This is a genomic window from Halomonas sp. AOP13-D3-9, assembly GCF_052379125.1.
In the GTDB taxonomy this organism is placed as follows: Bacteria; Pseudomonadota; Gammaproteobacteria; order Pseudomonadales; family Halomonadaceae; genus Vreelandella.
In genome coordinates this window covers 182,333-203,286 of record NZ_JBQSYH010000010.1, presented here as the reverse complement: position 1 = coordinate 203,286, position 20,954 = coordinate 182,333, and the positions used below count along the sequence as shown (strand labels likewise).

At 45.8% G+C, this 20,954-nt stretch carries 16 protein-coding genes and 2 pseudogenes; 8 read left to right on the top strand and 10 right to left on the bottom strand.

Translation table 11 applies throughout. The features are described from left to right. From ACT3UM_RS13210 to ACT3UM_RS13200, 3 genes are all read right to left on the bottom strand, one after another. A partial coding sequence (locus ACT3UM_RS13210; protein ID WP_498899460.1) for a hypothetical protein occupies nucleotides 1–910 on the bottom strand: 910 nt, incomplete at its 3' end. A gap of 30 nt (nucleotides 911–940) precedes the next feature. After that, a complete protein-coding gene (locus ACT3UM_RS13205; RefSeq protein WP_498899458.1) occupies nucleotides 941–1,819 on the bottom strand; it encodes an alpha/beta hydrolase family protein in 879 nt (292 codons plus the stop codon). Between the two features lie 71 nt (nucleotides 1,820–1,890). Beyond that, nucleotides 1,891–3,882: a helix-turn-helix domain-containing protein gene (locus ACT3UM_RS13200; RefSeq protein ID WP_498899456.1), complete on the bottom strand. Its 1,992-nt coding sequence runs from the start codon at nucleotides 3,880–3,882 to the stop codon at nucleotides 1,891–1,893. Between the two features lie 168 nt (nucleotides 3,883–4,050). Here ACT3UM_RS13200 and ACT3UM_RS13195 point away from each other — a divergent pair. Beyond that, nucleotides 4,051–4,614: pseudogene (locus tag ACT3UM_RS13195) on the top strand (ATP-binding domain-containing protein); the annotation flags it as partial. A gap of 722 nt (nucleotides 4,615–5,336) precedes the next feature. Here the strand turns inward: ACT3UM_RS13195 and ACT3UM_RS13190 are convergent. The 3 genes and pseudogenes from ACT3UM_RS13190 to argP form a co-directional block, all read right to left on the bottom strand. Then, complete coding sequence (locus tag ACT3UM_RS13190; protein WP_498899454.1) at nucleotides 5,337–6,929, bottom strand: AIPR family protein; 1,593 nt, start codon at nucleotides 6,927–6,929, stop codon at nucleotides 5,337–5,339. A 467-nt stretch (nucleotides 6,930–7,396) separates the two neighbouring features. Beyond that, a pseudogene (locus ACT3UM_RS13185) lies at nucleotides 7,397–7,765 on the bottom strand (EamA family transporter); the annotation flags it as partial. Between the two features lie 348 nt (nucleotides 7,766–8,113). After that, nucleotides 8,114–9,001, bottom strand: coding sequence for an HTH-type transcriptional regulator ArgP (gene argP, locus ACT3UM_RS13180; protein ID WP_498899453.1), 888 nt, complete (start codon nucleotides 8,999–9,001; stop codon nucleotides 8,114–8,116). 274 nt (nucleotides 9,002–9,275) lie between these two features. Between argP and argG the strand changes: the two genes are divergently transcribed. From argG to ACT3UM_RS13160, 4 genes are read left to right on the top strand one after another with little or no spacing between them, the layout of a single operon-like run. After that, nucleotides 9,276–10,523, top strand: a complete 1,248-nt coding sequence (gene argG / locus ACT3UM_RS13175; RefSeq protein WP_498899451.1) for an argininosuccinate synthase — start codon at nucleotides 9,276–9,278, stop codon at nucleotides 10,521–10,523. Further along, nucleotides 10,516–11,058, top strand: coding sequence for a formyltransferase family protein (locus ACT3UM_RS13170; protein ID WP_498899449.1), 543 nt, complete (start codon nucleotides 10,516–10,518; stop codon nucleotides 11,056–11,058). Before argG ends, ACT3UM_RS13170 begins: the two co-directional genes overlap by 8 nt. A 22-nt stretch (nucleotides 11,059–11,080) precedes the next feature. Further along, nucleotides 11,081–12,544, top strand: coding sequence for an argininosuccinate lyase (argH, locus tag ACT3UM_RS13165; RefSeq protein ID WP_498899447.1), 1,464 nt, complete (start codon nucleotides 11,081–11,083; stop codon nucleotides 12,542–12,544). Between the two features lie 4 nt (nucleotides 12,545–12,548). Next, nucleotides 12,549–13,166 carry a LysE/ArgO family amino acid transporter gene (locus tag ACT3UM_RS13160; RefSeq protein WP_498899445.1) on the top strand — a complete coding sequence of 206 codons (618 nt, stop codon included), beginning with the start codon at nucleotides 12,549–12,551 and terminating at the stop codon, nucleotides 13,164–13,166. A gap of 58 nt (nucleotides 13,167–13,224) precedes the next feature. Here ACT3UM_RS13160 and ACT3UM_RS13155 read toward each other — a convergent pair whose 3' ends face one another. Next, nucleotides 13,225–14,112, bottom strand: coding sequence for a DMT family transporter (locus ACT3UM_RS13155; RefSeq protein ID WP_498899443.1), 888 nt, complete (start codon nucleotides 14,110–14,112; stop codon nucleotides 13,225–13,227). 132 nt (nucleotides 14,113–14,244) lie between these two features. Between ACT3UM_RS13155 and ACT3UM_RS13150 the strand changes: the two genes are divergently transcribed. Further along, on the top strand, nucleotides 14,245–15,186 hold the full coding sequence (locus ACT3UM_RS13150) for a LysR family transcriptional regulator (protein ID WP_498899441.1): 942 nt from the start codon (nucleotides 14,245–14,247) through the stop codon (nucleotides 15,184–15,186). Between the two features lie 119 nt (nucleotides 15,187–15,305). After that, nucleotides 15,306–16,286 carry an Rpn family recombination-promoting nuclease/putative transposase gene (locus ACT3UM_RS13145; protein WP_498899439.1) on the top strand — a complete coding sequence of 327 codons (981 nt, stop codon included), beginning with the start codon at nucleotides 15,306–15,308 and terminating at the stop codon, nucleotides 16,284–16,286. A gap of 96 nt (nucleotides 16,287–16,382) precedes the next feature. On the opposite strand, the gene ACT3UM_RS13140 is transcribed toward ACT3UM_RS13145, so the two are convergent. Continuing rightward, on the bottom strand, nucleotides 16,383–17,576 hold the full coding sequence (locus ACT3UM_RS13140; RefSeq protein WP_498899437.1) for a serine hydrolase domain-containing protein: 1,194 nt from the start codon (nucleotides 17,574–17,576) through the stop codon (nucleotides 16,383–16,385). Between the two features lie 74 nt (nucleotides 17,577–17,650). Here ACT3UM_RS13140 and ACT3UM_RS13135 point away from each other — a divergent pair, with 74 nt between their 5' ends. Next, on the top strand, nucleotides 17,651–18,286 hold the full coding sequence (locus tag ACT3UM_RS13135) for a TetR/AcrR family transcriptional regulator (RefSeq protein ID WP_498899435.1): 636 nt from the start codon (nucleotides 17,651–17,653) through the stop codon (nucleotides 18,284–18,286). A 91-nt stretch (nucleotides 18,287–18,377) separates the two neighbouring features. Here ACT3UM_RS13135 and mmuM read toward each other — a convergent pair whose 3' ends face one another. Together mmuM and ACT3UM_RS13125 are read right to left on the bottom strand one after the other, a co-directional pair. Continuing rightward, nucleotides 18,378–19,352, bottom strand: coding sequence for a homocysteine S-methyltransferase (mmuM, locus tag ACT3UM_RS13130; RefSeq protein WP_498899433.1), 975 nt, complete (start codon nucleotides 19,350–19,352; stop codon nucleotides 18,378–18,380). After that, nucleotides 19,349–20,791 carry an amino acid permease gene (locus tag ACT3UM_RS13125; protein ID WP_498899431.1) on the bottom strand — a complete coding sequence of 481 codons (1,443 nt, stop codon included), beginning with the start codon at nucleotides 20,789–20,791 and terminating at the stop codon, nucleotides 19,349–19,351. Before ACT3UM_RS13125 ends, mmuM begins: the two co-directional genes overlap by 4 nt. Nucleotides 20,792–20,954: the final 163 nt, after the last annotated feature.

Here is a 20,954-nt window from a genome sequence, read left to right as displayed (position 1 = left end):
ATGAACTTACAGCCTGGCTATCACGACATTTATCGCAGTCGCCGGAGGTGCAACACTGCATGACCGTCTTCATATCTGCCGCATAAGCGTTGAATTTTGGCAACGCAGGGCCTCCCTCCTCCAAGCGTTGTGCATTCCCAGTATAATCTTCACTAACGCTAGGGCATCCATAATAACCAAACTCTCCCCAACTCGTTCTTCCGAGAATTAATGCTTCAATGTAGTATGGATGACTTGCGATAGTTTCAGGGTATTTCTCCTTTAACTCCAGCAGTAAATCTAGCAAGCGCTGCTCATACTCGGGCTTAAAACAATCACCTGAACCATAATCACTATAATAATTAAAAAGCAATCTATTACCGTTTCCCTCTATTTTCTTTACCGTTTCTTCAATGTATGGCATACCATCGTATGTTACGGCATAGACAAAGCCTGCCCGGTCGTCATGCTTGTAGTTCTCCATGACTTTATCAAGCAGTCCTGTGAATTTTTTACCTGTCGGGCCTATGGCTCTCAACTCATCATCAAGGGGGCCACCACCAAAAACAGAGATTGCTATAGTGACATCCTCAAACCCTTCGTATGGGACTTTTTTCAAACCGTTTGTTGAGATTGAAACCTTAGGCATATATTTTCGGAACAGCGAAATTCTGTCCAAAAATAAAGCTGGCTCTCCTCCGATTAGCAAAGGAGCATTGACTCCCCTTTCTACTTCATCTTGAATACGAGCTTCTAGTGTAAGTAAGTCATTAAGCTCGTCACTACTCTTGTCAAATTCTTTCTCAAAAAACCAACATCCTTTGCACCGTAAGTTACATTTGTTAGTTAAATGATACAGAGATGAGCGAGTAGAACTTGCCTCCTTCCTCACTTCTTTGAATCGCTTTCTAAGATCACCTTGACTATCCATCTTCTTCACCTCTCTGGTCACTATCGGATTTTACTTCCCCTTCTTTTTAAGCGCGCAGAGGATCAACGGCCATACCTTACCGCGCGAAGTCCTAAACATATTGACATGCCCTATAGAGTCACAGCCTAATGCGAGTGGATTCAAAGGCACGATTTCCTTGTTAACAAAGGGCATTAGCCTTAGCCAATCCCTTATATTATCTTTGGTGGCAAGAGGGTCGTCATCAGCAGAAAATAATGTAATTGGACAAGTTAGTTTTTTGTAATAATCATGCTCCACACCCACACCAAAATCACTCTCAAGATAGCCTGGGGTACGGCACCATTGCGCCCACTGCATCGCAACCATGGGAGGTAGATCCTCTCCCCACCCAATCCATTTGGCAGGCGCATAGCCAAGCCACCTCACTGCCAATGGAATATAAATAAAGGTGAAAAATATCGCCGCCAATTTAGTGGGATACTTTATATTTCCGACGTATCCAGAAGAGGCAGAAACGGCAACCAAATGACTTATCGACTCATGGTTGGGCATCAACCCCACCAATTGAGCGCCAGCACTGTGACCAATTAAAATAGCCTGACTGGCATCTGTCTTTCTCAAGAGCCAATCTAAGGCAGCTGGCATGTCCCACTCGCCCCAATCCTGTTTCCGAGCCTTGGATTTTTTCACATGTGATTCAGCAAGTGACGAACCGATACCTCTATAGTCGAAAACCAAGACGCTGTAGCCTTCCTTACTTAGCCAACGGGAAAATGCGTAATAAAATGATTGTCGAACCCCGGTGGCAGGACATATAAGCACGGGTGTCCCCCCTTCAGGGACAGAAGTAGGAAAATAGCTTCCTGACAACATGTAGCCGTCAGCAGCTAGAAAGCGCACGGTCTCGAAGTTTATTGTTTCGTCCATCAACCTATCGGTCTCCCTAACTCTCTAAACTGCCCCTCAGCCAATCGCCAAACAACCTCTTGGGAATGCACTCATAGACTTACTCTGAGCTTACGAAAGGCGAACACGTGGGTGCCGCCCTGCCAGTCATCCGTACCCGACGTGGCGAATACACGCCGGTGCTGCAAAAGCTCAAAGCCATTGAGTCGCGCCATTTCCAGAAAGCGTCGGGCATAGGTCTTACGCTCCACTTCGTAATCAAAGCCTGCCACCATTGCCTGCATTTCCAGCCGGAAGAACCTTACGTGAGCATCCAGGGGGCATCCGGCAAGAGTATTTCTTTCCTGCCGGTTCAACCGTGACAGCAGGCCCCGACAACGTATTACGGCCTCGTTGATCCAACTTCGCTGCGCTTCGAGTACCGCTAGGCAGAGGGACTGTCGAATGTCGTCGTACTCGCTCTCGGCGCTCGACGAGTACGCCGTAGGATCGCTACGATCCAGATTGGCCGTGCTCGTTAGGATGTAACTGCCGTGATGGAGAATCAGGGATCGCAGTCGTGTTTGTCGATCATGGAATTCAGGAAGAAATTCATCAGCGATACAGAGTAACCCACCGGGCTCCAACAGCGACTGGCACTTCCTTAGCATGAGAGGCGTATTTAAATGATGAGAAGCCCCCACGGATGTGATCAGCTTCTGTGAACTCGCCCCTAACTCAATATCCAGAAAGTCTCCGAAGTACCACTTGATGCGCGGCAACTCTTTCGTGGCAGCTCTTAGGTGTGCAATAGCCACGCTATCGGGCTCAATGGCGGTCACACCCAGTCCCGGCAACAGTTCGGTCAACATCAGTAGGGGGGCTCCCGGGCCGGATCCGATATCTATTGCCTCGCCCGATGCCGCATCGCCTCCAAAAGCAATCACATCCTCCGCCATAGCCACGACCTGGCGCGCATAGGCAGGGTGCAGCAACTCGTAAGTAGCGTAGTGGTCGACATCAATCCTGCTTGAAAAGCCCTCGCTCTCCTGGGAAGCAAGGTGATAGCCTGGCGTGGCTTCACCAACCGTAAGCTTACTCGGCAACCGAGCGACGCCACGCTGAAGCAAGACCTCGCTTGCCAAGCAGTCGAGTATTAGTTTCTGCGAGCCGTGGTTCTTTTCAGCCATGCCTGCGGTATCCGGCAGAAAAGGTATTTCGGCTAGCCGGGACAGCCACTTAGCTTCAGTTAAAACATCGCCTCTCTCTTCGAGAGGATCGCCAACGAATGCCGAAGTGGTCGAAAGCGGCAGGGCTGCCCAGAATGCACCGTGCTCGTCACGTCCCGCCATGGAGAAGATCGGCCACGCATCAGTGGTGCCTACGCCTGTATATTCAGCGATCTGCTGACGTAACGACTCGGTACACTCAGGCGCATGGCGTAGTCGCAAGAGACTACCCGCAATACCGGTGGCGGTTTCGATAGCCACGCGCTGGAAAATGCTGCGGGCGCCCTCCCAATGTTGAGGCGAGTCAGGCCAATCAATGGTCTGATCCGACAATTGGTAGTGGCTGGCTTGGGCGGGATACTCTATAAACACCATCCCCACGGCGGGCTCATCGATAGCACCATAGAGATGTTCCACATCCGCGGCAAACTCACAAGACTCTCCAGGATTAAGCCGCTGAGGATGCTCAGCACTGCCTACTAGCATAGATCCCTTGAGCACCACCACCCGTTCACTAACACCCGGCGCATGGGGAGCAGAGCGACGTATATGGCCTGCCGAGAGCTCCATACGATAGGTTTCGACGACCGGATTGCCAAGGTGGCGTTCGATAAGACGAACAATGGCTCCCTGGTCATTGAACTCATTAGGCGCAGATAGACCGCTCTCATCTCCCACCACCAAGTGGCCAAAGGGTACGCCCAGCGCATCGGCCAAGGCCCATAGGGTGTCTATCGTAGGGTTTCCCTGACCTGTTTCAAGCCGCGATAGCGTGGATTTGGCGATACCACAGTGCTGGGCCAAGCCAGAGAGAGTCAGCCCACGCTGAAGCCGAATGTGCTTCAGGTTGTCAGCCAGGATAGCGAGGTGTTCCATTGATCGTTCCCTATAAAGAACATGTTCTTTTTATAGAATAAGACAAGGAACATCTCAAGAGAAAGTTTTAAGGCCTCTCACGGGGAGACGTTTAACACATCGGCTAGCTCGCCTAAGCGGTCAACCGCTCGCTTAGGCCCGACCACGGCCCAAAGGGATAAGAACTGCGACGTGATAGATGCCTACAACCACTTTCAGCTACTCGGCACAATGGTCTCTAGGAGTAGAAGGCTAAACCTGCGCATCGCCAAGGTACTGCGCAGTGAAAAGCTGCTTAGCGCAAGCGATGTTGAGCTGGAAAAAGGCTGGTATGAAGGCCGCCCGGTATTGATCACCCAAAACGACTACAGCCTGGGCCTAATGAATGGCGATATCGGCATCACAATGGCAGTGCCCGATCCCCGCTCTTCATCAGGAGCGCCAGGAAGAACACTATTAAGAGTTGCCTTCCCCACCAGCGATACCGACAAACCCATCAACTGGGTACTGCCCTCCCGCTTACACGCGGTAGAAACCGTATTCGCAATGACAGTACACAAATCCCAAGGCTCAGAGTTTCAGCACACCGCCCTGCTGCTACCGCAAACGCCCAACCCGATTCTCACCCGCGAGCTTGTGTATACCGGCATTACACGTGCCCGGGATTGGCTGACGCTGATTGAAGCTAAGCGGGGGATATTGAGTGATGCGGTAACTAGGGAGGTTATGAGGGTTAGTGGGTGGAGAAAGTGAGTCAACGTTAAAACATTGATACATTTTAAATTCCTAAAAAACCAAAATTTTAAAAAAGATAAATTAATACTTTTTTAGAAAATATTGGCAATCCGCGTAGTTTAGGCTATATGTTAAAAGTAATTTTTTAGCATCGCTATATAGCACAGAAGAAGAAAAAAGGAGTCAATATCTATGACAATCAAACCAGGCCCTAAACCCAAGGCAAAGTCTACAGAAAAAACTGATCAGCGACGACGAGTCACTCCTGAAAACAAGCCAAAACATAAGGATCTGAAAACTCATCACCATAAGAAATAACATTACTATTAAAGGCTTTGTGGGAACAAAGCCTTTTCTTTTTAATGAGCGTATTACTACAACCTAAGAAGCCTCCTAGTATTATCCAAACTTCCTATTCTAGATAATATGACACTAACCCCCTAAACTCTCAGCTTCGGCTCGCGGCTCTACGACTATCTTAAGCACCCAATATGATAATCACCCTTGACCGCCATTAACTGACACTCATCAAATATACATGTGAGATGCTCCTGAATGACGAGGTGATAATGAAGCTATACTGCAACTATTGCAGCACTCAAGGACTAAAAATATTTCATAGCTTGCGCAACCTGCGAATGGCTTACTTAATATAAAGCCATTCGTTAATAAAACACATCAGAAATTTATTAATTGAACGCTTTTAAAATACTGAAAATATTTCAAAAGACAATAAATTACTAAGCACTTAACTCGTCTCTCATAATATTTTTTAACTCGTTTGTATGAAGCGAACGTTTCAACCTATCCTTTGAAGCCCATCCACCTTTCTCGACAATAGTTTTACATATTTCAAAATGTTTTATATGGGTATCTCTTGGCTCATTAAGTGACTTAATTATCTTAATACAATATTTATCAATTTTTTTCGAATTAAGCTCAGGAGCTTTTTCAGCGCCATTAATGATGTACTTCAAGAGCATTAATGCATGCCAACGGTATTTTCCAAAATTACCAGGTAGTTTCTTGCTATTAAAAAGTCTGTTAAACTTATACAGAGCTAATGCAGCCGTATAATAAGCGATCTCGTTTTGACTGTCTTCAAATAAATTGTCACCAGATTGTTCAAATATTTGTGTAGGATAGCTAGCTGCTGTATGAGGTATCTCTAGGAACATTGAAGCAAATGCTCGAGCTATCGTACGGATATCAAATATTTTAGTATCATTTATACCCGATCCCATATACTGATTATCACGCCTTTCAAAGTATACCTTAGACTCATCATCAGCCTCATCATTCCAACTATTGAAATAGCTTTCAACTGACTTAGACTTGGCTTTTAGAGATAAAAACTTTTCATTAGAAACGTGACTTTGATTATTTGTTGCTTCAACAATTTTATTAATAATATCCGGGTTATCAACTTCAATAACTTTTGCTGTAATCATAGTACTGTCACCTAACTCCTCCCTATTTCTAAAAAGGACATGACTACTTTGACATCCATTTACAATTTGGTAATTTGACAAACTTATTGAATCACTCTGAACTCTAACGTCAGGAGATACAATTGTAATACCGTTATTCAAAAGGGCAAAATATTCCTTAGAATATTTATCGTTCAATGTTTCTTTTATCCTTTTATTAACATCGTTATTTTCTCCTAAATATGCTCTAACATTTTCATCAAATATACCACCCCTCATTTTCCCATCTTCAGCCAAGAGTAAGGATTCGACATAATTTCTTGCAGGTATAATTGCTATATAGGATTCTTCAACGTCCTTCATTTCATTATAAGGAACATATCCTTTAACTTTGACAATGGCTTCTACTGGTTGATGTATAGAACTCCATATCTTTATCAGCTCGTCGCGATCTATTTTTTTACTTTGAACAAAATTATAATAACCCGTACTTTTTATTTTTCTTTCTGTTGTCTTTAAAGCTGCTTCCAACTCTCTTTCAGCACCCCAAACGCCAGTGGTAACATAAAAGGTTGTTGAATTTGGCTTCCCGTTTTTAACTTTATCTACATTCTGAATCACTGTTTCAAATATTCTTTTCACTTCAGTTAACATTTCATCATGTGGATACTCTGATGAGTCATTTGAGAAATCGTATACTCCTTCACCAAAGCTAGTCATTTCTTTTTTTTCAAATTTATCAGAAGTCTTTGACTGAATAAACAAAAACTCAATCTCAACGCTTCTTTTATGGCTTTCAAATAGAGCTTTTGCCTCTTCTTCAGTTGTTATTAATTCACCATCAGCTATAACTGCAACGCCATCGATACCTGCATCTTCATCTGTAGTAGTTACATCCTGCACGTCAAACTTACCTGTAAAAAAATCGACTCACAACGCAGTGATTTACAAACAACTCAAACTGTTTTGACAAATCTTTTTCTTCAATACCTTTTTCCGACAAGAATTTTTTCAAGTGTGTCTCAACAATTCTGTGCATATTAAACAGCCTCCATTATTAATTTCAAAAAATTACACACCTGTGTAATAGTAAAAAATAATTTGCCAAACAAATTATCATCCTGTAGCTATAGATTACCTGATATCATTACAAAGAGCTCACCCTTTAGGGGTCTATTAATAAGCGTTTTTTACTTTATCAAATTTATCTTAGCAGCTAATAACATTGAATCCCACGCTTTCTTTATCGTACTTTAGGCTACGAGCATGATCTGAGTCATGTTTACGCCACTGCTCTCAATTCCACTACGACCGTCTTCCCCCGGCTCTTCGCAAATGTCGAAACATTGTGCTGAGTTTGGGACAGTTACCTACCTCCGCCGTGATCTCCTACTTATCTGAGTGGTCAGGAGCTGACCGATCACAATCAGCCCAGCTCCAATAAAATCCACCACGCGCAACGGCTCTCCAAGGATTTGATAAGCGAGTAATACGCCGAAAAACGGATTGAGAAGGTGATAGCTTGATGCCCCCGAAGCGCCGCAGAGTCGAATCAGCATAAGCCAGAGGATCATCCCGCCAATGGTGACCGCAAGTACCAGATGTGTCACCGCAATCATGGTAGCGATAGATGACACGGCAAGCGGCTGCCCGAAGACCATTGCCATGGGAAGAAAAGCGACAGCGCCAGCAATGGATTGCCAGAAATGGGCCTGTAAGATAGGAAGGCCAGCGCCTTGGCCGCGGAAGAAATCAGTGTCACTGGCAAAGGCTAGATATCATGATCATCTATCAACGATAAACTAGTACAAATAAATATTTGATCGGCACGCGTAACCTTTATTCGCCCAGAATTTTCTGACGGTTTCACTCTAGATGTAGATCCATCAATGGTGATCTCATAAGCTCCTCTAGCAAAAGCTTACCAGCTGCATCTTAATTATTCTGGTAGAAGACTGTAACCTAAAAGTACTGAATATACACACCTTTATCATTGTCATTCATTATAAATATCTTATATTAATTAAAGCGTCACTTAGCCAACCATCAGTTTATATTTTTAGCAGCTATAAAATTAATAATTAATTTTATTCAACCAAAACCTTTCTAGCTTGAGCAATGATTTGTTCACGAAACTTTATCAATTTAGGCAACTGAGTTTCCCAATAATGTAAATACAATGAGATATCTGTTTTTTCTGTTGGCATCAAATCAATCAAATCAGCCGATATGATTTTTTCTTCATATTTGGGTAGTGGCATCATGCCATAACCTATACCAAGTAAAACTGCCTCATAATATGCTTCAGATGAAGGAATATAATGACAAGAACAAATATCTTGCATTAGCCCAAAATTATTTTTTAAAAAATCTTCTTGCAGTCTATCTTTTTCACAAAAAACAAGTAGTGGCGAATTTTTCAACGAGGTAAAATTAACTCCATCTTTAAACCATTTTTTATAAAAGACACTAGAGCAAGCTAGCTTATATCTCAACTTACCTAAGTAAACCGACTTACAGGAATTAAATGTTTTTTTCTTAGAAGTAACTGCCATTATCGTTAGTCCAGACTCTAATGCAAGATGGGTATAATCTTGATCGTCAATATAAACATCTAACATCACTTCTCCCGATTGAAGATATTCAGCTAGAACAGGCATTAACCAATTAGATAATGAATCATTATTAACAGCTATAGAAAATCTTAATTTGTTTTTTTTAACATCAATGAATTCATTCATGAATTCATTATTTAGATACTCTATATTTTTAAGATGACGGATTAATTTTTTTCCTTCCTCAGTAGGTCTACAGGGCCTATCTCTTATTAAGAGTGACATCCCCATTTCAACCTCTAAAGCCCTCACTCTCTGAGAAACAGCAGAAGTTGTAATGTTCAGCTTACGAGCAGCTCGTTCGAACGAACCTGATGCGACAACTTCAATTAACGCCATCTTTTTTTTAGGATCAAACATATAACCTCCAGGAATAAAGCAATATCACCTAGGACTAACCAGTAAATTTACAATATGCAAAATAAATATAAAATCCAATAAAAACAATTAATTACATGAAGAGATAACTCTATATCCCCCTACTTAAATGTCATGGCTATTTCACAATCTAAAAAGCGATCCTAACAAGGTTTTAGTTAAGAAAAAATCCACCCCAACAACTTATTCTTAACATAATTTACAAACCAACCATGAGATACGAAAGTGAAGCTGCCAAACAAACAGGAGGCGTATCATGAAAGCATCTGATTTAAAAGGAAAAACTATCGGATTTGCAGCATCTGGTGGCCTGGATAGCTGCACTATTACCCACTGGCTGTCTTCACAAGGAGTAAAAGTTATTTGTTTTACAGCCGATCTTGGCCAACCTGATAAAGATAATTTTTCTGATATTAAAGAGAGGATGCTAGCGTCAGGGGCCTTAGATTTTATTTCAATCGATTTAAAAAAAGAAATAGCCGAAACTGGTTTGGAACTAATTCAGTGCAATGCTCGGTATGAATTTGGGTATTGGAATTTAACAGGCGCCGCTAGGCAGGTGATAGTTAATGGTATCGTTAGAAATCTAAAACCTTACAATTTAAATATATTTAGCCATGGAGCAACAGGAAGAGGCAATGATCAAATCAGATTTCAAATAATAGCTTCCATGCTAAACCCAAATTTAGATTTTTATGCTGCATGGAGAGACGAAGAATTTCTAAAAAATTTCAAGGGTAGAAAAGAGATGATTGATTACTGCATTACACACAAAATACCCATTAAAGCTTCCAGTGAAAAGCCTTATTCAACTGACTCCAATCTATTAGGCCTTACTCATGAAGGCGGATTACTTGAAGATTTAAAAAACTCAGTATATGAAGTTGAACCTGAATTAGGATTTTGGCCAAAAAATTGCTCAGATGAAACACTAACCATCAAGTTAACTTTTGAATATGGAATTCCAAAAAAACTTAATAGCGAAAAAATAAATTTAATTGATTTATTTTCTAAATTAAATCATATAGGTGGTGTACATGGAATTGGGATAGCTAAGAACTTAGTTGAGAACAGAATCATTGGCGTTAAGTCAAGAGGTGTGTATGAATCCCCCGCCATTGAGATCTTAGGGAATTGTTATCAATATTTATTAAGCATAATTGTTGATAAAAAAACCCTAGAAACTTATAAGTACATGTCAAATGAGTTAGGCAATAGGCTTTATGAAGGATACTGGATAGATCTAAATAGCACCATAATTAAATCAGCTATTAAAAAAATCACCAAGCTTGTGAATGGTGAAATTACAATCGAGTTGTATAAAGGAAAAATACAAATTATATCAGTTAAAAATGTAAAAAATTCTTTATATACTTTAGATGGATCAATGGAAAATGAGGGGGACTTCGATCACGCTGATTCCGAAGGCCTTGTTAAAATTCTTACCCTTAATGCTAGAAATATTTCTAATGCTCAACAAGTAGAGGAAACTAATAATGATTAACAAACGAGCACTGTATATTGGTGATTCTTCCATATGGTCAATAAAAGCTGAAAACTATTTAAGATGTATTTTTCTAAATGTTGATTCTATACAGTATAATTACGACAAAGATGAGCCCCCTAGGAGTATTAATTGGTTTGGTGATTGGATTTTCTCTTTCAAGTCTGACTTGATCTTACCTATACAAACTTTAAATGCTGCAAAAGAAGCAGCAATAAATTTCCATCCCGCCCCGCCAAAATATAGAGGAATTGGAGGTTATAACTATGCATTACAAAATAAAGACTTAACTTATGGTAGTACTTGTCATTATATGGATGAAAAAATTGATCACGGTAGAATAATAGATGTTTCATTTTTCTCAATATCTTCCAAAGAAAGCATAGATTCTTTAAAAGATAAAACGGCTGCATATTGCCTTACACAATTCATGTCACTAGTTACCACTATAAGTAACGAAAATAAATTTCCACACAGTCACTATTCCTGGTCAAAAAAATTGCACACTCGAAAAATGTTGAAAGAAGTATATTAACTTTTAAAAAAAGGAATATTAAATGAAAATCTGGGCTGGTCGTCTTAGTAAAGATATAAATGATCAAGTACTAAATTACACTGAAACAACTCACGCTGATTTAAGGCTTATTAAATATGACATTTTAGGATCTATAGCTCATGTCAAGATGTTACATAAGCAGAAAATAATAACTGAAAATTGTAAAAATAAACTTTTATCTGCTCTTATAGAAATATACAAATTGAACGAAAACGGACTTTTCCCTCTTGAGAAAGAGTACGAAGATGTACATTTAAACGTTGAAAATAAAATAAATTGTATTATCGGCGACGAATTAGGTGGAATGCTCCATACAGCGAGATCTAGAAATGATCAAGTGGTAAATGACACACGATTATATTTAAGATCGTATATATTGGAAATAAAAAAATCCTTAGAGGAATTCAGCGATGAATTATTATTAAAATCAAACGAAAATATAAACTCTTTAGCGGTAGGATATACGCATGTACAACCAGCTCAGCCAATATCATTGGCTTTCTGGTATACAGCTTATGTAAGTATTTTTAATCGTGACATCATTAGGTTAGAAAACACATTCAATAGTACAAACTGCAGCGTTCTAGGTTCTTGTGCACTTTCTGGCACATCATTCAATATTGATCGATCCTACACACAAGAGTTACTAGGATTTGATTATATTATTAGTCACGCGCTTGATGCTACAAGCTCAAGAGACTTTATAATTGAATGCTTAAGCACGCTTTCGATAATAATGAGCAATTTATCCAGATTAGCAGAAGAAATTATTACTTGGAATTCCTTTGAATATGGCACTCTTCATCTTGATGATAGTTTTACTACAGGAAGTTCTATAATGCCTCAAAAGAAAAACCCTGTAGTAGCTGAATTAGCAAAAGGAAAGGTAAGTAGAGTATATGGTGCATTAATGCAATCTCTTTCTATGGTTAAAGGTGTGGGCCTTGGATATAATTGTGACCTACAAGAAGACAAGCCGTTACTTTGGGATGCTTTGGATACGACAATTCAAACCATTAAAATACTTAATGAGCATATCAAAACTTCATCATATGACTCACAACGCGCATATGATATATGTTGGGATAGCTTTTCAACAATAACAGAGTTAGCAAATTGGTTAGTTACTAATAAAAACTTGCCCTTTAGAAAATCTCATCTAATAGCTGGTCAATTAACTAATTATTTAATTTCAAAAAAAGCCACGCTGAGAAATTCCAATCTTGCTTTAAATTTTTTGAAAGATAAAGACATTGAATTATCTGAAGAAGAATACTACGAAACACTTGATCCCAAAAGCGTCATGAACAGACAAGTAAGTCACGGCTCTACCTCACCTAGCAGCGTTAAAACTATTATAGAAGAACTTGAAGAAAGCTTATTAGCACATAAGGAATTTACATTTAGGAAAAGCCTAGCCATTGAAAAATCAGAATCTTCATTGTTAAAATTAAATCGAGGTTAATGTTTTGTCATATTTACAGGTGGGCCTTTATGCTTTTTTATTCGCTACTAGCATAATATTAGCTATAGGCCCGCAGAATATTTTCATAATAAAACAATCTATTTATCGAAAACAACCATACCTAGCTGCCTTTATATGCGCTAGCTGTGATTTTTCACTTATCACACTGGGTGTGTATATTTTATCATCACATATTAATGCTAGTTTATTAAACGTATTAAAGTGGATAGGAATTTTATTTTTGATTACTTACGCTATTACAAATATAAAAGATGCTATAAACCCTAAAAACAACATAGAAATCAAAAGTAACAAGGAAGAAAAAAAAACGTTATCAACAAAAAACACAATAAGATTATCCTTTGCATTCTCTTTATTAAATCCTCACGTATACATTGATACAGTTCTAATCTTAGGGAGTCTTGGTGCCAAACATGAAGGATACGAACGCTTATTTTTTATAATTGGTGCTAGCTTTGCATCATATTTATGGTTTTTTTTAAATGCATACATTGGCACAAAAATGATCTATATTTTTTCAAAGCCTGTTGTATCGCGTAGCTTTGACATTCTAGTTTCATTAATAATGCTAGCTATGGCATATACTATATATAAGTTATAATTTAAGCCATACCCTACCGCTGATTTACCTTTTCAGGTGATAATCTCAGTGTTGGGAGTTACCTCTGCCTTACCCTCCCCCTTGCCGGAGTGGTAATAATCAGCCCGATGACAATCAGTCCAGCCCCAATAAAATCCGCCATACGCAAAGGCTCCCCAAGAATTAGGTATGCAAGTAGTACGCCGAAGAACGGATTAAGAAGGTGGTAGCTCGATGCCGTCGAGGCGCCGCTGATGCGGATCAGCACAAGCCAGAGGCTCATTCCGCCGATGGTGACGACAAGTACCAGATGTGCCATTGCTATTATCGTTGCGGTAGAAGGCACGGTAAGCGGCTGCCCGAACGCTATTGCCATGGGGAGAAGCGCGACAGCGCCAGCCATGGATTGCCAGAAATTGGCCTGTAAGACGGGTAGGCCTGCGCCTTGGCCGCGGAAGAAAACCGTGCCACTGGCAAAGGCGAGCATGCCGCCGGTTGCCATCAGTACGCCCCATAAATCCACCGGCATGCCACTAGCAACGCCTGAGATGACCACCACCCCCACTAACCCCAGCACAGCGCCGAGCAGTTTCATTGGGGAAAGCGGTTCTACGCCCCACCATGCGGATAGCAAGCTGGTTGCCAGCGGTGCGCAGCTGACAATCACAATAACGACCTGGGGGCGAACCGTTTGCAAGGCGGCAAAGCTCAGCCCCAGGTAAAGGGCATTGTTAAGAACGCCGAGCAGCAATCCGCGCCGGATAGCGATGCGATCCCCATGAGTTGACCACCGGAATCCGCCGCAGATAAGGCAAAGGGGCAGCATCAGTAACGCACTCAATAAGAACCGGAGTGTGAGCAGCGTAAAGGGGTCAAAATCCGTCAGCGCAATGGCACCGGCGATAAATGCTGAACTCCAAACGATACTGAAAATGACCACCAAACCGGTTAACGCGAAATTGTTCATGTCTCCCCCTAGAAGCGCACGCTGGCTTTTGCATCACTATCTAGCGGAGGGTGCCTGGGAGTTACGCGCAGTGGAAATTAATTATTAACCCACCATAATTAGTTAAATTAATGTTTAGCATGGAGACACAGCGTGTTTGATTGCCAACCCTCCCCCCTGGGCGATAGGCGGGTCACCCTGGAGCACCTGCGCGCTTTTGTGCTGTTAGCCGAAGGCAATGGTTTTCAGCAGGCAGGGCTTCAGCTATTCCGCAGCCAGTCTGCGATCACCCAGAGCCTGAAACGGCTGGAGGAGATACTGGGCTGCAAGTTACTGGAACGTCGCCAAGGCCACATCCTTGGCTTAACGTCAGAGGGTGAGCGTTTTCTTCCCGCTGCCAATGAGATACTTGCCCGTACCTCAGAGGCGGTGAGTGCCATGCAGCAACCGGAGATTGCCGGTCGCCTACTGATTGGCGTTCCCGATGATTTCAAAGTGGTGGATCTACATGGCGCTATTTCCCGCTGCGCAGAGCTAAACCGCAATCTGCGCCTGGAAGTCGTCTCTGCGCTCTCCTCGCAACTGCTCCACCAGCTCGACAGTAACGGCCTTGATCTCGCCATCTTTAAATGTGTGGGAGACTTCACCCCAAGCGACCAGCGTTGTCAGTGCCATCTGCTGCGGCGAGAGCCTCTCCATTGGGTGGCCTCACAACGGCATGATTTTGCCCGCATGACTAAAGTGCCGCTGGTTATCTTTCCTGACGGCTGTTGCTACCGCCGTGCGGCACTGGCTACCTTGGATCAGCACCAGAAACACGGCTACAGCGCCTATACCAGCGCCTCTTATGAAAACATTCGTGCCGCTGTTTCGGCTGGTCTTGGTATCGGTGTGCTTCCCGCCAGTGCGCTGGCTGAAGACCATATTATTCTTGGCAAGAAAGAGGGATTTCCGGCACTGCCCATGGTGGAGCTCGTGATGGTTCAGGCGTCACAAAAGCGTGCCACCCAACAGCTGGCGGACTTCCTCACGCTTTCCGCCGCGATGAAGTCACAAAGCGTTAGCACTCCCCTGCCCGATGCTCCCCCACCCTGATATGGGTGCCGGTTGACGCCAACCCGCCAATAGTTGCTTGTTGAAGGGCTGCTATTTATTCTTAGACATGCTGCTTTTTTGCGATGCAATCCCGCGGGCACATTGAATAAGGAGCGCGTATGGCGGATACCATCCACAATCACCACGATACCGGCTACAAGGAGCTGTTTAGCTACCCGGAGTTTGTACAGCAGTTGATCGAAGGATTTGCGCCTGCAGAAATCGCCAAGCAAATGGATTTCTCCACGCTGAAGAGCCATAGCGGCAACTACATTACACCACTGTTTGAGGAGAAGATTGAGGATGTGGTGTGGTCGGTTGAAGTGACCTGGGAAGGCGTCACACAACGAGTATTTCTCTACATTCTGCTTGAGTTTCAATCCTCGGTGGATCGCACCATGCCCATTCGGCTGCTGCACTACGCCGCCTGTTTCTATAGCGAACTACTCAAACAGAAAATAATCACGCCCGGCCAAGGCTTGCCGCCCGTGTTTCCGGTGGTGCTTTATAACGACTCGGAGCGCTGGACGGCACCGCTAGACATCTTCGAGATAATCACCCCTGAACCGCCAGACTTTCTACAGATTTATCAGCCTCACCTACGCTATTACCTGGTCGATGAAGGGCGCTATACTGATAAACAGCTAGGCTTGGTTCAGACACCGCTCAGTGGCGTATTCAGCGTCGAAAACGCTGGTGAGAGCTGGGAAACCCTGCAGCGAGCCGTTGATCGTATTGTGGCCATTATCAAAACGGATCCGAACAAAGAGCGCATTGATAAGGCCATTACACGTTGGATCAAGCGTCACCTGCAACGGCTTGGAGCTGAGGTGGATCTGGAGCAGCTCAACAGTTTGGTGGAGGATAAAGATATGTTGGCAGAAAACTTAGAAAATCTGGTGCAAAAAGAGCGCCTAGCAGGCGAGAAGTTGGGTATCGAAAAGGGGCGTCAGGAAGCTGAGCAGCGCGCTTTGGAAAGCAAGCGCGATACTGTTCGCCATTTGTTGGCGTTTGGTGTGCTTACTGATGCGCAGATTGCTGAGGCAACGGGGTTATCGATTGATGATATCGCTAAACTGCGTCTCGAAGATAAACACTGAAACGAGCGATTCCCGCAGCGAGGCTCAACGTTAATTGGGTGTCTAAAGTTCACGAATATCGCTGATGCGAGATCGCTGCAATTGACGGTTCAAGCCCTAATCATCCTTATCATAGACCGCATCGCGTATTTCCATAGGAAAGGCGCCAGACATCCCTTCGAATGCGGTGTTGGTTAATGCAACAACAGTAAGTTTGTTAACAGGGTCAACAAACCAGCTATGGCCATAGGCGCCGCCCCACTGGATAGTGCCTTTTGACTGCGGTGTACCTGCAGCATCAGGGTCATCCAACACCGCCCAGCCATAACCGAATCCCCAGCCTGGCCCTTGGCTTTCCGCCTGAGCACCGACTTGATCCTGCATCATGGCTGATACCGTCTCAGGCGCTAGAATTGGCTCTCCCCCAGTACGGATAACGTCTAAAAAACGTAAAACATCCGCCGCAGTGCCCACCATGCCAGCCCCGCCCGAGGGGTAAGAATCAGCATTCATTGCCCGACTGGGTGCAAAGCGTGCAACGCTATTCCAAATAGGCACTGCCATGCCGTCCGTCATACGAACCGGCTCGGGATCTCCATCTGCATAGGGCGTCGCCAACCGAGAGGGATCGGAGGGCACGAAGGCAGTATCTGCCAGCTGGAGGGGATCAATGACAGCCTCCTGCACAGCCTGTGGAAGTGTTTTGCCCGAAGCCTCTGCAATAACGGCCCCCAGCACATCAAGCCCTAGCGAATAGCCCCACCCTTCACCTGGGGCAAAGGCAAGCGGCGCTTGTGCGAGTCTATGCAGATTTTCATCCAGGCTAAGCCCCGGCTGGTCAAGGCCATCCGAAATATTTAGGCGGTCGTAATTACTGCCTATCGGCTCTACAAAGCGGTAGCTAAGGCCCGATGTATGGGTCAAAAGCTGGCGAAGAGTAATAACCGGCTGACTGCCATCGGCGAGTTGAGGACGAAATGTGGGCAACCACTTTGTTACAGGGTCATCTAGCGTTAGTTTGCCCTCTTCAACGAGCCGCATCAGCGTCACCGATACGATGGGTTTGGTGATAGAGGCTAAACGGAACACGGCGTCTTCCTTCATGGGTGAACCCGCTTCACGATCAAACTGACCCGCCGCGCGGCGATAGATGATCTCGCCATCTTGAGCCACTAACACCACCGTCCCGACGACTCTATTTTCCGCAATCGCTCGATTAATGGCAGCATCCAACCGCCCTGTAAGGGTATCGCTGGCTGACACTGACATAGCCATCATAATGCCGGAAAGACCGGTCAAGTACCTATTCATGATAGGAGTACCTATAATAAGGAGTGACCACTCCATAATTAGCTAAAATCCAATTTATTTCAAGAGCGATCATTGTGAAAAATAGAACTCACCACCCACCACGCTCGCGTGGTCGTCCGCGCGCCTTTGATCGAAGCGCTGCTTTAGCTATCGCAGGAGAGACATTTTGGCGATTTGGTTATGAAGGTGCTTCAATCGCCGAACTGACAGCGGCCATGGGCATTACACCGCAGAGCCTATACGCAGCCTTCACTTCAAAGGCAGACCTCTATCGGGAAGCGCTGGACTGGTATCAGTCCGAGGTAGGTGCTTTTGCCGTTGCCGCCTTACAGCAAGAAGATGTGGTGGCTGCCTTTGAGCAGCTGTTGTTGGAGGCGGCCGAGCAGTTCTGCCGCCCGGGTAGACCCCAAGGCTGCATGATCTCGACGGCGGTTTTAAACTGTGCCCGCGATAATGACGCTATTGCCGATATGGTGGCGCGCGAGCGCGAAGCAACGATGCAGGCATTGCACGATAGGATTCAAAAAGGCATTTCACAGGGGCAGTTGAGCGCCGATACCAATGCTATGGCACTCGCCCGCTTTGCCGGTGCCATCATCCAAGGCATGTCTGTGCAAGCACGGGATGGCGCCACAGCAAAGGATCTTGAGACTGTGGCTCAATTGGCAATCGAGCAGATAGCTCGTTTTCGGGCGCAGCCTGGAAGCTGATCGCTCGCACCGAAATGGATGATCAGATGATCGCGGATATTGAAGAACTGCCCGTCGAAGAGGTGGAAAGGTTACGGGCAGAGACTCAGCATTAAGGCCTACTAAAATAGCGCGACCGCCGCCACTGGGCCAGCGCTTGAATATCCTCCGGTGTCGTCCGGCAGCATCCGCCAATGCCTGATGCGCCTGCCGCCAACCAGTGCTCGACCCCTTGTGCCAATCCGGAAATGTCTGCAGCGGTGTGATCGCATTGGGCCGGGTGCCAGGTTTTGGTCACCGCGTCGTATACTTCCCCCGAATTGGGGTAGACCAACACCGGCAGATCACACTGACGCCGAATCGCCTGAATCAGCGATTCAATGTGGGCCAACGCTGTGCAGTTCACGCCGATCGCCGCAACGCCTGGGCAGTTGGCCAGTGCTCTCGCACACTCCTCGATCGGCGTGCCATTGCTGATGTGTTGGCCATCCTTCGCCGAGAAGGTGATCCAGGCCTGGGCGCCTGGGTGCTCAGCCAGCAAATCGGTGATCGCCAGCGCCTCTTCCAGTGAGGGCAAGGTTTCAGCAGCCAGTAGATCCGCCCCCGCGGCCAGCAAGAGTTCAAAACGCTCGCGGTGAAATTCAACCAGCCCGGCGCGATCCAGGTCATAGCCACCGCGGTATTCACTGCCGTCTGCTAGATACGCCCCATAAGGGCCGACGGATGCGGCCACCAGCGGTTTGGGGCGGTCGGTTTGGCCGGGCTGCCAGACCGTATCCCGCGCCTGCTGCGCCAGCGTGACCGATAACTGAATCAACGCCCGCGCCTCTTCTGCCGTCATCCCCGCCTGCATAAAACCGGGCACCGTGGCCTGATAGCTGGCGGTAATCGCACAGTCGGCACCGGCTTCGAAGTAAGCCTGATGAACCTGACGAATCTTCTCCGGGGCTTGCGCCAACAAGCGCGCCGACCAGAGGGCGTCATTGAGGTCGCAGCCGAGCGCTTCCAGCTCGGTGGCCAAGGCACCGTCGATGACCATAAAGGGCACGTCGGCCAACAGCGCTTTGATCGGATTTAACTCAGTCATACGGTCTTTTCCTCAATGGCGTTGGGCGAATATTCAGAGCGATGGGAGGCCGAACGGTGGCGCACATAGTGCACCAGGTAGCACAGGCCAATGAAAGGCACACCGAAATAGAGCGCCACGCGTTGATGCGGGTCGAAGGCAATTCCAATGCACGCGGCCAGACAGGCTGCAAACGCAATAATCGGCACCCAGGGGTAGAACGGCGTGCGATAAACCAGATCCTTCAGTTGCCCGCCTTCACGCAGGTAGTGGCGCCGGAAGTTAAACTGGCTAAGCGCAATCGCCATCCAGACCACCACCACGGCCAAACCGGAAATCGAGACCAGCACCAAATAGACGGTTTCAGGGGCATACACGCTGGAGAACAGCGCGCCCAGGCCGCCGACCATGCTGAGTAGCAGAGCATTCATCGGAATGCCACGCTTGTTGAGGCGGCCAAGCGACTTGGGCAAGGTGCCTTGGTCAGCGAGCGTCCATAGCATGCGCGACGAGGCATAAAGACCGGAATTGGCCGCCGAAAGCAGCGCGGTGATGATCACAAAATTCATGATATCGGCTGCACCCGGCACGCCAAGGCGTTGGAACACAGCCACGAAGGGGCTTTGACTTAGCCCGGCTTGATCCTGGGGTAGCAACGCCGCAATTACGACGATGGTGCCGACGAAAAACAGGATCAATCGCCACAGGGTCGCGCGGATCGCCTTGGGTACATTGCGGGCGGGGTCTACCGTTTCCCCGGCGGCAATGCCAATCAGCTCGGTGCCGGAAAAGGCAAACATCACTGCCAGTAAGGCGGTACCAATGGCCATCAGGTTGGGCGGCATCGCGCCCTCTCCCCACAGTGCCGACAGCCCCGGTGAGGCGACCTCAGCGCCAGTGGCATCATGCAACGGTACCCAGCCAATGATCGCCACGGCGCCCACCAGCACAAACACCACCACCGCAATCACTTTGATCAATGAAAGCCAGAACTCAGACTCGGCAAAGAAGCGCGAGGTAAACGCATTCACGCCAAAGACAATCGCCGCAAACATGCCGCTCCAGTACCAGCCGGGGATGTCGGGAAACCATCGCCCCATAAAGACCGCCGCCGCGGTGAACTCTGACCCTAGCGCCACCGTCCAGGTGAGCCAGTACATCCAGGCCACCATATAGCCGGTGCCGGGGCCGATATAGCGGCTGGCATGCGCGCTGAAGGCGCCTGAATTGGGCATATGCACCGCCAGCTCGCCCAGGCACATCATCACCAGCCAAGCAACAATGCCACCTACCAGATAGGCCAGCACTGCCCCAATAGGCCCCGCCTGCTGCACGGTATAACCGGAACTCAAAAACAGCCCGGTGCCAATCACGCCCCCCAAGGAGAGCATCACCAAATGGCGCGTCTGCATACTGCGCTTGAAGTGCGCCCCCTCTTGATCACTTACTGGCTCACTCATGGTGACATCCCTATCTTTGGCCTAACACGGCGGCAAGCGCCCAGCGGCCTGGCTCAGAAAGGGCACCATTTTAGTGCATACTTAATTTACTAAAAAGCATAAAAGGATGATTTAATATTCTTATTTTGAATATACAGACTAAAATGAGTGATAAGCGTTTGAA

Bases quoted from the DNA above. Each gene is read 5' to 3' on its own strand.
- ACT3UM_RS13200 (WP_498899456.1), bottom strand. From the start codon at position 3,882: ATGGAACACCTCGCTATCCTGGCTGACAACCTGAAGCACATTCGGCTT.
- ACT3UM_RS13155 (WP_498899443.1), bottom strand. From the start codon at position 14,112: ATGAACAATTTCGCGTTAACCGGTTTGGTGGTCATTTTCAGTATCGTT.
- ACT3UM_RS13205 (WP_498899458.1), bottom strand. From the start codon at position 1,819: ATGGACGAAACAATAAACTTCGAGACCGTGCGCTTTCTAGCTGCTGAC.
- ACT3UM_RS13170 (WP_498899449.1), top strand. From the start codon at position 10,516: ATGATTAACAAACGAGCACTGTATATTGGTGATTCTTCCATATGGTCA.
- argP (WP_498899453.1), bottom strand. From the start codon at position 9,001: ATGTTTGATCCTAAAAAAAAGATGGCGTTAATTGAAGTTGTCGCATCA.
- mmuM (WP_498899433.1), bottom strand. From the start codon at position 19,352: ATGACTGAGTTAAATCCGATCAAAGCGCTGTTGGCCGACGTGCCCTTT.
- argH (WP_498899447.1), top strand. From the start codon at position 11,081: ATGAAAATCTGGGCTGGTCGTCTTAGTAAAGATATAAATGATCAAGTA.
- ACT3UM_RS13140 (WP_498899437.1), bottom strand. From the start codon at position 17,576: ATGAATAGGTACTTGACCGGTCTTTCCGGCATTATGATGGCTATGTCA.
- ACT3UM_RS13125 (WP_498899431.1), bottom strand. From the start codon at position 20,791: ATGAGTGAGCCAGTAAGTGATCAAGAGGGGGCGCACTTCAAGCGCAGT.
- ACT3UM_RS13145 (WP_498899439.1), top strand. From the start codon at position 15,306: ATGGCGGATACCATCCACAATCACCACGATACCGGCTACAAGGAGCTG.
- argG (WP_498899451.1), top strand. From the start codon at position 9,276: ATGAAAGCATCTGATTTAAAAGGAAAAACTATCGGATTTGCAGCATCT.